Raw genomic sequence first — 11,665 nt, forward strand, 5'->3', positions numbered from 1 at the left:
GCTCACCCGGCGGTGAGCGGGTCGAAGGGGTCGCCGAGGGCCAGGTTGGCGGCCCGGGCGACCGCCTCGGCCGCGTCCAGCGCGTCCGGGTCCGTCGCGGCGAGGGCCACGCCCACCGTCGGCTGTGCCTCGAAACCGGCCGTGGGGATGGTCGGCAGCAGGGTGGCGCCGAACCGGGCGCAGCGCCGGGCCACCGCCTCCAGGTGGGCCAGCAGCGCCTGCTGGCCGAGCCGGGCGCCGAGCGGCAGCCGGTCGATGGTGCGGACCAGGTGGCCGGGGCCGCGGACGGCGTCCAGCCGGGCCTGGATCATGAACGCCACGGCGGGCCCGGTGAGCCGTACGTTGGTCTCGGTCGGGGCGAGGCGCCCGGCCGGGTCGGTGACGAAGTCGACGTCGTACCAGCCCCGGTGGCCGGCCGCGGCCAGCTCCCGTCCGACCTCGAGGCCGAACGGGACGGCCGCGGCGGCCAGCCGGGCGGGTACGGTGCCCGGGCCGACGGTCGCGCCCGCGTAGGCGGTGTCCTCGACCCGCATCAGGGCGACGCCGACCGGGTGGACGGTGCCGTCCTCGGTGATCAGACCGTCGAAGCTGGGGTGGCGCAGCCGGCCGCCGCCCTCGACGTACTCCTCGACCAGCAGGCCGGTGCCGGACGGCAGGACCCGGTCGCCGGCCAGCCGGCGCAGCAGGTTCCGGGCGCCGCCGGCGGCGGCGACCTGCCCGGGGGTCAGGACGGCGGTGCCGAACCCGCCGACGCCGTGCCGGGCCTTGAGGACGGTGCTCCGGCCGGTGCGGGCCCGTTCGTCGACGGCCCTGGCCACGGCCCGCGGGGAGTCCACCGCGCGCTGCGCGGGGACCCGGATGCCGGGGTGGCCGGGTGCGAGGCGGGTGAACAGGGCGTGCGAGGCGTCCTTGGCCTCGTAGCGGCGGACGGCCGCCACGCCCGGACCGGTCCCCTCGGTGGTGCCCCAGTGCCGGACGGGCAGGGCGAGTGCGTCGAGCCGGCGGCGCAGTTCGGGGCGGGCGGCGAGGGCGGGGCCGATCAGCCGGCCGTCCCCGGCGAGGCCGCTGTGCACCTCGACCTCGGACCAGTCGAGGATCCCCTCGAGCCGGCGGACCCACTCCGGCTCGACCTGGTGCGGCAGGACCAGCACGGCCGGGTGGGGGCTGTAGAAGGCGGCGAGGCAGGAGTAGTGGTGGCCGTGCCGGGTGCTGTCGGCCGACCTGGGGAGGAACTGGGCGTTGAAGTCGGCGACGTTCCCGATGTGCACGGCCCTGCGGCCGCCGGTCCAGGCCTCGGCCCACGCTGCGGTACCCATCCGCCGAGACTACGGCCCCGCCCGGGCGGGCGGGGCCGGAAAGGGCGGGGCTCCTCGGACGGCTGCTGACCGCGGGTCAGGCCTCGCCGGGGTGCCAGGCGGGCCACTCCCAGGGGCGGTCCTCCCACTGCACCAGCAGCGGGTCGTGCGGGTCGAGGTCCGGGAAGTGGTGCTTGATCTCCGGTTCGAACTCCTCGGGCGCCAGCGGCTTCCAGCCGATGCCCTCGAAGCGGACCAGCCGGTAGCGGCTGTCGGTCCGGAACTCGGCGATCTCGACCAGCGGCTTCACCCTCCGGCTGGGGTCGTCCATGGTGTGCTCCCTGTGTGCGGCGCGCTCCGTGAGGTTCTCCATCCCGCCAGGATCGCCGCGGGGCCGGGCCGCCGCACTCCGTGCCTCGGCCGGGTGGACGCATCGCGTGGGCCGTTCCGCAACCGCCGGTCCGTCGTTGGGCACGGCGGGCGGGTGCCCCGGGCCCGTACGGGCCGGACGGCCGGACGGCGTGGAGGGATCGCGTGGAAGAGCAGTGGCAGCCGCCCTGGCAGTACTCCTGGGAGCGGCAGCAGCCCGCCGGGCCGCCCGCCGTACCGCCCCCGCCCCCGCCCCGGGCACCGCAGGCCGGGCCCGCGCGGCCGCGCGCCCAGCGGGTGGCGCGGGTGGCGGTGCTGCTCGGGGGTGCGATGGTGCTGGGCGGGCTGCTGGCCACCTGCGGACCGCTGGCCGAGGAGTCCACCGGCACGCTGGTCGGCGGCACCTCCACCGCCGGGCCCGGTCCGACGCCGCTCGCCCCGCCGCCGGTGCCGGGTCCGCCCTCCCCCGGGCGGTCCGGCACCTCCGGCCCCGTCGGCGCGACCGCCGTGGCCGACGACGAGGTGCAGCGCTCGACGGCGTCCGGCGGCCCGGCCGGCGGGGCGCCCGCCGCGTCCCCGCCGTCGCCCTCGGGCCGCCGCACGGGCGCGGCCCGGCCGTCCGCCTCGGTGCACCGGCCGCCGGGCGGCGCGGTGCGTCCGCAGCCGAGTCCGCCGCTGCTGTCCGGCCTGGCGATCTGCGCCGAGGCGGAACGGCTCGGCCAGTGGAAGCCCGGCTCCCAGCAGGCCCAGGTCTGCCGCGGCCTGTACGGCGGCTGAGCCCCGCCGGGGCCCGCCGGTCCCGTACCGTGAAGGACGGGCCGGCGGTGGTCGGGCCGGTACGCGGGAGGAGACCGTGATGGGCGCAGGGGTACCGGCGAAGGGCCGGGCCGGCCGCGGTGCGCGGGGGCTGGACGGTGCGGCCGTCGGCCGCTCGGCATGGGGGCTGTACCGCGAGACCCGGCGGCCCGGCGCGCCCGGGCTCGGCGCCCGGGTCGCGGCGCTGCCGCGGCTGGTCGGGGACGTGCTGCTGCGCCGCTACCCCGGCGTGGGGCCGGGGAAGCTGGTGGGCCTCGGCCTGCTGGTCGGGCTGTACCTGGTGAGCCCGCTCGACGCGGTGCCGGACGTCTTCCCGGTGGTCGGCTGGAGCGATGACACCGCCGTGCTGGTGTGGTTCCTGGCCGGGCTGACCAGGGAGTCCGGGCGCTACGTGGAGTGGCGCCGCGGTCCGGGGCCGGACCCGGTCTGATCTGCGCCCGGCCCGGGCGGACCGGTCCGTACGGGTGGACGCCGGGGTCCGGGCGGTGAGCTTGCCGGGCCGGCCGGCCCGGGGCCCGCACAGTGTGCCGCATGAGGCAGCCCGCCGGCCGCGCCACGGCCACCGGTACCGCGACCGCCCGTACCCGGACCGCCGCCGCGCTGGCGGTCTGCGCGCTGGCCGCCGGGCCGGGCCTGCCCGCGGGGCCGGCCGTCGCCGCGGACGGGGCGGTGGAGCGGCTCGCCCCCGGCGTGGAGTACCGCGCGTTCGCCGTGCCGACCGCGCACGGCGGTGCCCGGGTGCACCTGGTGACGGCCGACCTGCGCCGCACCGGCGTACGGGCGGGCCTGCTGTACCCGGGGGTGGTGGCGGCGCGCGAGCGGGTCTCCCGGATGGCCGAGGCGCAGGGCGCGCTGGCGGCGGTCAACGGTGACTTCTTCGACATCAGCGAGGCGGAGCACCCCGGGGTCCCGGCGACCGGCGCACCGTCGGGGCCGGTGGTGGCGGGCGGGCGGGCGCTGAAGGCGGCGGTGCCGCCGGGGCAGCGGTTCGGCGTGCCGCCGCTGCCCGGGGACAGCGAGCAGGAAGTGGTCGGCGTGGGCGTCGACGGGGTGGCCCGGACGGCGCGGCTGGCCCTGCGGGGGCAGGTGCGGACCCCGGCGGGGACCAGTCCGCTGCGCGGCCTCAACCAGTACGCACTGGCGGCCGGTTCGATCGGCGCGTTCACCGCGGACTGGGGCGGGGCCGCGCGGGCGCGCGCCGCCTGCGGCACGGACACCGACCGCGGCGGCGCGTGCACGGGCGACACCTGGGAGCTGACGGTCCGCCACGGCCGGGTGGCGGCCGCCTCCCCGACGGCGGGGAGCGGCCCGGTCGCACCGGGGGACCTGGTGCTGTTCGGGCGCGAGGAGGGGGCGCGGGCGCTGCGCGGCGCCGCCGTCGGCACCCCGGTCGGGGTGGACTACCGGCTGGTGGCCGCCGACTCGGGCCGCCCGTTCTCCTTCGCGCTCGGGGCGCACCGGCTGCTGGCCGGCGGGCGGCCGCTGCCGGGGCTGGACCGGGAGGTGGCCGAGCCGCGTACGGCCGTCGGCCTGGCGCAGGGCGGCCGGGTGCTGCGGCTGCTGGCGACGGACGGCCGGGAGCACGCCTCCAGCGGGCTGACGCTCGGCGAACTCGCCGACCTGCTGGCGTCGTCGGGCTGCGAGGAGGGCGTCTACCTGGACGGCGGCGGCTCGTCCACGCTGGTCACCCGCGACCCGGGAAGCGGCCGGGCGGCCGTCCGCAACCGGCTCGACCAGGGCTTCGAACGGGCGGTCGCCAACGGTCTCGCGATCTTCCCCGGGCAGCCGGGCGCGCGGGCCGTCACAGGGCCTTGACCAGCCGCTCGAACCGCAGGTCGGGGCGGAGCGGGACGCCGAAGCGCTCGTCGCCGTACGGGAAGGGCGAGTACTCGCCGGTGCGCTCGAAGCCGCGCCGCTCGTACCAGGCGATCAGGTCGGCCCGCTGCTCGATCACCGTCATCTCCAGCCGGGCCGCGCCCCACTGGTCGCGGGCCAGCCGCTCGGCACGGGCCAGCACCGCGCGGCCGAGGCCGCCGCCCTGCCGATCGGGCCGGACCGAGAACATCCCGAAGTAGGCGGCGCCCGCGCGGCGCTCCAGGTGGCAGCAGGCCAGCAGGTCACCGGCGCGCTCGGCCAGCAGCACCAGCGAGCCCTCGCGGGCGAGCACGGCGGCGAGCGATTCGGCGTCGGTGCGGCGGCCCTCCAGCAGGTCGGCCTCGGTGGTCCAGCCGGCCCGGCTGGACTCGCCCCGGTAGGCGGACTCGATGAGCGCCACCAGGGCGGGGACGTCCGCGGGACCTGCGATCCGGTAGGTCAGTTCGTTCGCCACGCCCGTACTCCTTCGTTCGGTCGTCGGCCCCGAGGGCACCCGCCGCCATGGTGCCACAGGCCGCCGGGGGCCCGCGGGGGTTCGCCGGACCGGCCTCTGGTGCCGCTGTCGGGTGCATGACTATCCTGCTCGCGGCACGGCCATGCACCCCCCACGCCCCTCCCCCGCCCCGCCGTGCCCGGTCGAAGGGAGTGCTCCATGCGAGTCCGCGCCTTACCGCCCACCGGCGGCCGAACGCTCCGCCGCACCGCCACCGCCCTGGCCTGCGCCGCCGTCCTGCTCGGGGCGGCCGGCGCCCCCGCGCAGGCCGCCGGCCGGCCCCGGCCCCCGCTCCACCCCGAACTCGACCACGCCGGTTCCACCGTGGCCGCCCACGAGGGCAACGCCCCCGGCTCCCCCGCCCCGGAACTGACCGTCACCCAGACCCCCGGCCTGGACGTCTCCAGCTGGCAGGGCAACGTCGCCTGGAGCGCCGCCGCCGCCGACGGCGCCCGGTTCGCCTACGTCAAGGCCACCGAAGGCACCACCTACCGCAACCCGTACTTCGCGCAGCAGTACAACGGCTCGTACGGCGCCGGGCTGATCCGCGGCGCCTACCACTTCGCGCTGCCCGACGTCTCCTCCGGCGCCGCCCAGGCCACCTGGTTCACCGCCCACGGCGGCGGCTGGTCACGCGACGGCCGGACCCTGCCGCCCGCGCTCGACATCGAGTACAACCCGTACGGCGCCACCTGCTACGGCCTCGGCCAGAGCGCGATGGTCGGCTGGATCCGCGACTTCAGCACCACCGTGCACACCCGCACCGGCCGCTACCCGGTCATCTACACCACCACCGACTGGTGGAAGACCTGCACCGGCAACAACGCGTCCTTCGGCGCCACCGACCCGCTCTGGCTGGCCCGCTACGCCGGCACCCCCGGCACCCTGCCGGCCGGCTGGTCGTACCAGACCATCTGGCAGTACGCCGACTCCGGCACCTTCCCCGGCGACCAGAACCTCTTCAACGGCGCCTACGACCGGCTCCAGGCACTCGCCAACGGCTGACCCCGCCCGACCGCACCGGGGCCCCTGCGCGGGTCGGCGGGGGCCCCGGGACACAATGACCGCATGAGGATGATCATCACCCTGGCCGGGCTGGCGCTGCTCGGGCTCACCATCGCCAGCATCCTGCGCACCCTGGTGGTCCCCCGCGGCCTCTACTCGATCCTGGTGAACCGGCTCTGGGCGGTGCTGCGGACCGTCCTGCGGCTCGCGGCGGCGCCCTTCGGCTACCGCACGCTCGACCGGGTGCAGACCTGGCTCGCCCCGCTGATACTGGTCTGCACCCTCGGCACCTGGCTGCTCGGCACCCTGGCCGCCTACACCCTGCTGCTGTACGGCACCTCCGGTCTGAGCTGGAGCGTCTCCTTCCGGGAGGCCGGCTCGAGCCTCTTCACTCTCGGCTTCGCCAGCAACGACCGGCTGCGCCTGTCCGCCCTCGACTTCCTCGCCGCCGCCACCGGCCCGCTGATCATCGCGCTGCTGATCGGCTACCTGCCGACCCTGTACGGCGCGTACAACCGGCGGGAGGTGGAGGTGACCCTGCTGCAGACCCGGGCCGGCGAACCCGCCTGGGGACCGGAGCTGCTGGCCCGGCAGGCCCTGGTCGGCACCGAGACCGCGCTGCCCGAGCTGTACCGCAGCTGGGAGCGGCTGGCCGCGGACATCGGCGAGGGCCACTCCAACTACCCCGTGCTGCTGTCCTTCCGCTCCCCGCAGCCCAACCGCAACTGGGTGGTCGGCCTGCTCGCCGTCCTCGACGCCGCCGCCATGCAGCTCGCGCTCAGCCCGCGCAGCGCGCCGCCGGAGGCGCGGCTGGTGCTGCGCGCCGGGTTCACCGCGATGCGCGACATCGCCGACGCCCTGCGCATCGCGTACGACCCCGACCCCGAGCCGGACGGCCCGATCCGGCTCAGCTTCGCCGAGTTCGACGCGGCGGTGGCGATGGTCACCGCGTCCGGGTTCCCGGCCGAACGCGCCACCGCCGACGCCTGGCCGCACTTCCAGGGCTGGCGGGTCAACTACGAGGCGATCGGCTACGAACTCGCCCGCCGCAGCGACGCCGTCCCCTCCCTGTGGACCGGCCCCCGCGACTTCCCGTCCGCCCCGATCCCCCCGACCCGCCCGGCCGACCGCCGTCCCAAGGCCGGCTGATGATCGATCACGGCATCGCCCTGCCGCACCACCGCCTCCACGTCGTACCCGCGGTCGTGGCACTGGCCGGCCCGTCGTGGCAGCGCGAGGTCTGGCTGGACCCGGCCCGGTTCGAGGACCTCGCGTACACCGTGCACGTGCTCTTCGACGACTTCTGCGACGCCGACGATCCCGCGCCCTGGCTGGGACGGACGCTCCGCACCCAGGAGGAGGTCGAACTGACCGCACACCTCGGCGCCGCCTACACGGCGGTGCAGGACTCGGTCGGCGCCGACGCCCCGGACCAGGCGTTCCTGGACGCCCCGGGCTGGTCCGCCGTGGTCGCGGCGGCAGCCCGGCTCGCCCAGGTGATGGTGGCCAACGACCACCAGGCCCTGGCCGGGCTGCACGACGCCGGTCACCGCCGGCCGCCCGGCACCGGGCCGGCCGGCGGCTGACCGATCGCCAGGCGTCAGAGCGCCAGGCCCGCGCCCGTCGCGAGGGAGCGGTCGGCGGCGGCGAGGATCTCGCTGACCCGCGCGCCGAAGGCCGCGTCGCAGGCGTGCGCCGGGCCGCCCGCCGCCGCGACGTGCAGGGCGTCCAGCGCGCGGGCGTACGCCTCGGCCGGACCCTCGTTCCGGCCGGGCATCCGGGTCAGCCCGGCGGCGCCGCGCAGCTCCAGCGACACCCCGTCCACCGCCGCCGCGGGCGGGGTGGTCAGGCTCAGCGTGAGGGTGGAGCTGGCACCTCCGGCGTGCCGCAGCACCAGGTGGACGGTGTCCCCCGGGCCGCCGGCCGCGGTCACGTGCACGACGTCGCCGAGGACCGGCAGCAGCATCGACAGCGCGTGCGGGCCTACGTCCCAGAGCGCGCCGTTCTCCTTGCGCCAGGGCGAGGCCGCGTACGGGCTGTCCGGCGAGGTGAAGACGGCGCCCAGCCACTCGCAGCGGGCCGTGAACCAGTCGGCCTCGGCGGCCTGCGCGGTGAGCCAGGCGGCCTGGTCCGCGTTGAAACGCAGGGTGAAGAAGACCACCGAGGCGAGGCCCCGGCGGTCGGTGGCCTCGGCCAGCCGGCGGGCGACAGCGGGGTCCAGCGCGACCGGTTTGTCCAGCAGCAGGTGCCGCCCGGCCTCCGCCGCCCGGATCGCCAGCTCGCCCTGGACGGACGGCGGCAGCGCCACCGCCACCGCGTCGACCTCGGCGAACAGCGTGTCCAGGTCCTCGTACACCGGCACGCCGTGCGCCCCGGCCAGCGCGGCCGCCGCCTCGGGCCGGCGGCCCCACACCCCGGCGAACTCCGTCCCCGGGTGCGCGGCGAGCGCCGGCGCGTGGACCCGCTGCGCCCACGGTCCCGTACCGAGCAGTCCTACCCTCATCGTCTTCCTGCCCTCATCTCGGTGGCTTCCTGGTCCCGCTGGCCCGCTCGCCCCGGTGGCCCGCCCGTCCGGGTGGCCCGCTCGTCCGGGCTCAGCTCTCGACCCGGATCAGGGTGAAGCCGTCGTAGCCCTTGACGCCGACGGTCTGCACCGAGGTGGCGGAGACCCGCGGCTCCGCGGCGATCAGGTCGTGCAGCGTGCGTACCCCGCGCACGGCCGGGTCGGCGGAGTCCGGGTCGGCGACCTCGCCGCCGCGCACCACGTTGTCGACCACGATCAGGGCGCCGGGCCGGGTGAGCCTGAGCGCCCACTCGAAGTAGACCGGGTTGCTGGGCTTGTCGGCGTCCACGAAGACGAAGTCGAACGGCTCGACACCCTGGTCGGCCAGACGGGCGAGGGAGTCGGCGGCCCGGCCGACGACGACCTCGGTCCGGTCGGCGAGCCCGGCCCGCTCCAGGTTGGCCGCGGCCACCGCGGCGTGCGCCGGGTCGATCTCCAGGGTGACCAGCCGGCCGTCGGCGGGCAGCGCCCGGCCCAGCCAGATGGTGCTGTAGCCGCCGAGGGTGCCGATCTCCAGGATCCGCCGGGCGCCCCGGGTGACGGCGAGCAGCTGGAGCAGCTTGCCCTGGTTGGGTGCCACGTTGATGTGCGGCAGGCCCGCGGCGTCGGCCGCGGCGAGCGCGCCGTCGAGCACCTCGTCCGCGCCGATCAGCACCTCGCTGAAGTAGTCGTCGACTGCCGTCCACTGCTGCTGGCCCACGGCGGGCCTCCTCGTCGCTCGGTGGTCACATGCGTGCGATCCGTCGGGCCGCGGAACCGTCCGCGGCCCCTCCTCCAGCGGTGGGGGCGGCTCAGTCCGCGACCGGTGCGGCCGGCGCGGCCTGAACCGGCTCGACCGGCTCGACCGGGGTGCCGCTCTTGCCGCCGGACACCTCGGGGTGCTCGGCCCTCGCCTTCGCCGCCCGGCGCTTCATCAGCCAGGCCGAACCGGCGCCGACCAGGACGGCCGCCACCAGCCCGATCCAGGAGAAGCTCTTGAGCCACTTCTCGGCGACCTTGCCGACCTGGTAGACCAGCAGCGTGGTGCCGCCGGCCCAGACCACGCCGCCGAGCACGTTGGCGGTCAGGAACCGCCAGTACGGCATCCGCAGCGCACCCGCCAGCGGCCCGGCGAAGATCCGCAGCAGAGCGACGAAGCGGCCGAAGAACACCGCCCACATGCCCCACTTCTGGAACGAGCGCTCGGCGCTCTCCAGGTGGTCCGGGCCGAAGTGCTTGGGGAACTTCCGTCCCAGCCGTTCGAACAGCGGCTTGCCGCCCTTGCGTCCGATCGAGTAGCCGATCGAGTCGCCGATGATCGCGCCCAGGATCGCGCAGATCGCCACCCACCACGGGCTGACGTGGCCCTGCGCCGCCAGCAGCGCGGCGGAGACCAGGGCGATCTCGCCGGGCAGCGGGATGCCGAGGCTCTCCAGTCCGATGATCAGACCGACGATGGCGTACACCGCGGCGGGCGACACACCGTCGATCCACTGGTCGATGTGCAAGACGGACTACCTCCGTGGGCGTGGTGCGACAGCTGCCGTGACACCGGTAACGGCCCCACGCGTGCGGATACGGCGAGGCTCCCCCTGTCAGGGCAGCCTAACCCGTCCGCCCCTCGCCACCAGCAACGCGCCGGTCCGGGCGGCGGTTCCCGGGGCCCGGCCGGGTGCGGTCCGCCCGCCGCCGCGGGCGCCCGCGGGCCGGGCTGTCCGACCCGGCTGCCACACTGCCGGGCATGGATCCGAACATGCACGGCGCAGCCCTGGTCGAGCGGGTGGTGGCGGCGGTCCGCCGGGACGGCTGGGAGTACTGCGACGAGCCGATGCCCGCCGAGCCCGTCCCGCTGGCGCCGGAGGTCATCGACGCCCTCCGGCTGCCCGGCGGCCGGCCGCTGCCGCCCAGCCTGCGGCGCTGGCTGGCGTACGACTCGGCCTGGCTCGGCGCCCTGGGGTGGTACCCGGACCCGGCGGCGCCCGCCCTGGACGGCCGCGCCCTGTCCGACACCACCGATCTGCTGTACGGCTTCGACGGCGCCGAGGCGGTCTGGTCGCAGATGTTCGGCGAGTTCGAGGCGCTGCTGCCGGGCCGCTGCTTCCCGCTGGCCGGCGGCAGCGACTCCCGTCGGCTGCTCTACGTCGGCGAGCCGGACTCGGTGGGCGAGTACCCGGTGCTGGTCACCGACATCGACGACCTGCCGTACGTGGCCGTGATGTACCCGGGCCTGGACGTCTACCTCGCCCACCAGGCCGGGGTGCTCGACCTCGACCTCGACAGCTACACCGATCTGACCGAGCACCCCGAGTACGGCCCCCGGATGCTCGAGCACGCCGAGCGGACCGGTCTCGGGCCGGAGGGCCTGGAGATCCAGGACCTCTACGCCGAGGCCGATCAGGACTTCGGCTGATCAGGACCTCGGCCGCTCGGGGGCGGGGGCGCAGCCGGGCGGGCGGGCGGGCCGCGTCACCGGGTGGTGAAGGTCACCGGGCGTTGAAGTAGGTGGCCTCGGGGTGGTGGATCACGATCGCGTCGGTGGACTGCTCCGGGTGGAGCTGGAACTCCTCGGAGAGCACCACCCCGATCCGCTCCGGCCGCAGCAGCTCGGCAATCTTCGCCCGGTCCTCCAGCTCCGGGCACGCCCCGTAGCCCAGCGAGAACCGCGCACCCCGGTACTTCAACGCGAACATGTCCCGCACGTCCTGCGGGTCCTCGTCACCGAAGCCCAGCTCGAACCGGACCCGGGCGTGCCAGAACTCCGCCAGCGCCTCCGCCAGCTGCACCGACAGCCCGTGCAGCTCCAGGTAGTCCCGGTAGGCGTTGCCCGCGAACAGCTCGTTCGCCGCCTCCGACACCCGGTTGCCCATCGTCACCACCTGCAGCCCCAGCACGTCCCGCTCACCCGACTCCTCCGGACGGAAGAAGTCCGCCAGACACAGCCGCCGACCCCGGCGCTGCCGCGGGAAGGTGAACCGGGTGTGCTCGGAGCCGTCCCCGTTGAAGACGATCAGATCATCGCCCTTGGAGTTCGCCGGGTAGTACCCGTAGATCACCGCCGGCTCCAGCCAGCCCTCCGTCTGCAGCCGGTCCAGCCACATCCGCAGCCGCGGCCGGCCCTCCGTCTCCACCAGCTCCTCGTACGACGGGCCCTCCCCGGACCGCGCCGCCTTCAGCCCCCACTGCCCCTTGAACAGCGCGTCCTCGTCCAGCCAGGACGCGTAGTCCGCGAACGGGATCCCCTTGACGATCCGGTCCCCCCAGAACGGCGGC

General features: G+C 76.3%; 14 protein-coding genes. 7 read left to right on the top strand and 7 right to left on the bottom strand.

Annotated elements, in window-relative coordinates; all coding sequences use genetic code 11:
- Positions 1–2: 2 nt before the first annotated feature.
- Together AC2TEW_RS21775 and AC2TEW_RS21780 are read right to left on the bottom strand one after the other, a co-directional pair.
- Positions 3–1,316 (bottom strand): ATP-grasp domain-containing protein, encoded by a 1,314-nt coding sequence (locus tag AC2TEW_RS21775; RefSeq protein ID WP_484625004.1) that lies wholly within the window; start codon positions 1,314–1,316, stop codon positions 3–5.
- A gap of 76 nt (positions 1,317–1,392) precedes the next feature.
- Positions 1,393–1,668: a hypothetical protein gene (locus AC2TEW_RS21780; RefSeq protein WP_359892308.1), complete on the bottom strand. Its 276-nt coding sequence runs from the start codon at positions 1,666–1,668 to the stop codon at positions 1,393–1,395.
- Between the two features lie 161 nt (positions 1,669–1,829).
- Here AC2TEW_RS21780 and AC2TEW_RS21785 point away from each other — a divergent pair, with 161 nt between their 5' ends.
- From AC2TEW_RS21785 to AC2TEW_RS21795, 3 genes are all read left to right on the top strand, one after another.
- Positions 1,830–2,441 carry a hypothetical protein gene (locus AC2TEW_RS21785; protein ID WP_484625005.1) on the top strand — a complete coding sequence of 204 codons (612 nt, stop codon included), beginning with the start codon at positions 1,830–1,832 and terminating at the stop codon, positions 2,439–2,441.
- Between the two features lie 79 nt (positions 2,442–2,520).
- On the top strand, positions 2,521–2,910 hold the full coding sequence (locus tag AC2TEW_RS21790; RefSeq protein ID WP_484625006.1) for a YkvA family protein: 390 nt from the start codon (positions 2,521–2,523) through the stop codon (positions 2,908–2,910).
- Between the two features lie 101 nt (positions 2,911–3,011).
- Positions 3,012–4,295, top strand: a complete 1,284-nt coding sequence (locus AC2TEW_RS21795; RefSeq protein ID WP_484625007.1) for a phosphodiester glycosidase family protein — start codon at positions 3,012–3,014, stop codon at positions 4,293–4,295.
- Here AC2TEW_RS21795 and AC2TEW_RS21800 read toward each other — a convergent pair.
- Entirely contained in the window at positions 4,282–4,809 is a 528-nt protein-coding gene (locus AC2TEW_RS21800) for a GNAT family N-acetyltransferase (RefSeq protein ID WP_484625008.1), read from the bottom strand. The two genes, AC2TEW_RS21795 and AC2TEW_RS21800, sit on opposite strands and share 14 nt — an antisense overlap.
- Positions 4,810–5,007: 198 nt before the next feature.
- Between AC2TEW_RS21800 and AC2TEW_RS21805 the strand changes: the two genes are divergently transcribed.
- The 3 genes from AC2TEW_RS21805 to AC2TEW_RS21815 all read left to right on the top strand — a co-directional run bounded on the left by AC2TEW_RS21805 (position 5,008) and on the right by AC2TEW_RS21815 (position 7,439).
- The gene (locus AC2TEW_RS21805; protein ID WP_484625009.1) at positions 5,008–5,853 is read left to right on the top strand and encodes a lysozyme; all 846 of its coding nucleotides are present in this window, start codon (positions 5,008–5,010) and stop codon (positions 5,851–5,853) included.
- Between the two features lie 63 nt (positions 5,854–5,916).
- A complete protein-coding gene (locus tag AC2TEW_RS21810; protein WP_484625010.1) occupies positions 5,917–7,002 on the top strand; it encodes a hypothetical protein in 1,086 nt (361 codons plus the stop codon).
- Entirely contained in the window at positions 7,002–7,439 is a 438-nt protein-coding gene (locus AC2TEW_RS21815; RefSeq protein ID WP_484625011.1) for an SCO4402 family protein, read from the top strand. Before AC2TEW_RS21810 ends, AC2TEW_RS21815 begins: the two co-directional genes overlap by 1 nt.
- Positions 7,440–7,453: 14 nt before the next feature.
- On the opposite strand, the gene AC2TEW_RS21820 is transcribed toward AC2TEW_RS21815, so the two are convergent.
- The 3 genes from AC2TEW_RS21820 to AC2TEW_RS21830 all read right to left on the bottom strand — a co-directional run bounded on the left by AC2TEW_RS21820 (position 7,454) and on the right by AC2TEW_RS21830 (position 9,903).
- A complete protein-coding gene (locus tag AC2TEW_RS21820) occupies positions 7,454–8,356 on the bottom strand; it encodes a Gfo/Idh/MocA family protein (RefSeq protein ID WP_484625012.1) in 903 nt (300 codons plus the stop codon).
- Positions 8,357–8,447: 91 nt separating this feature from the next.
- Positions 8,448–9,116, bottom strand: a complete 669-nt coding sequence (locus AC2TEW_RS21825; RefSeq protein ID WP_484625013.1) for an O-methyltransferase — start codon at positions 9,114–9,116, stop codon at positions 8,448–8,450.
- Positions 9,117–9,207: 91 nt separating this feature from the next.
- The gene (locus AC2TEW_RS21830; protein WP_484625014.1) at positions 9,208–9,903 is read right to left on the bottom strand and encodes a DedA family protein; all 696 of its coding nucleotides are present in this window, start codon (positions 9,901–9,903) and stop codon (positions 9,208–9,210) included.
- A gap of 233 nt (positions 9,904–10,136) precedes the next feature.
- On the opposite strand from AC2TEW_RS21830, the gene AC2TEW_RS21835 reads away from it, so the two are divergent.
- Complete coding sequence (locus AC2TEW_RS21835) at positions 10,137–10,805, top strand: hypothetical protein (RefSeq protein WP_484625015.1); 669 nt, start codon at positions 10,137–10,139, stop codon at positions 10,803–10,805.
- A gap of 73 nt (positions 10,806–10,878) precedes the next feature.
- On the opposite strand, the gene AC2TEW_RS21840 is transcribed toward AC2TEW_RS21835, so the two are convergent.
- A partial coding sequence (locus tag AC2TEW_RS21840) for a vitamin B12 dependent-methionine synthase activation domain-containing protein (protein WP_484625016.1) occupies positions 10,879–11,665 on the bottom strand: 787 nt, incomplete at its 5' end.

It is taken from the genome of Kitasatospora sp. NEAU-CNBT7 (genome assembly GCF_057220535.1).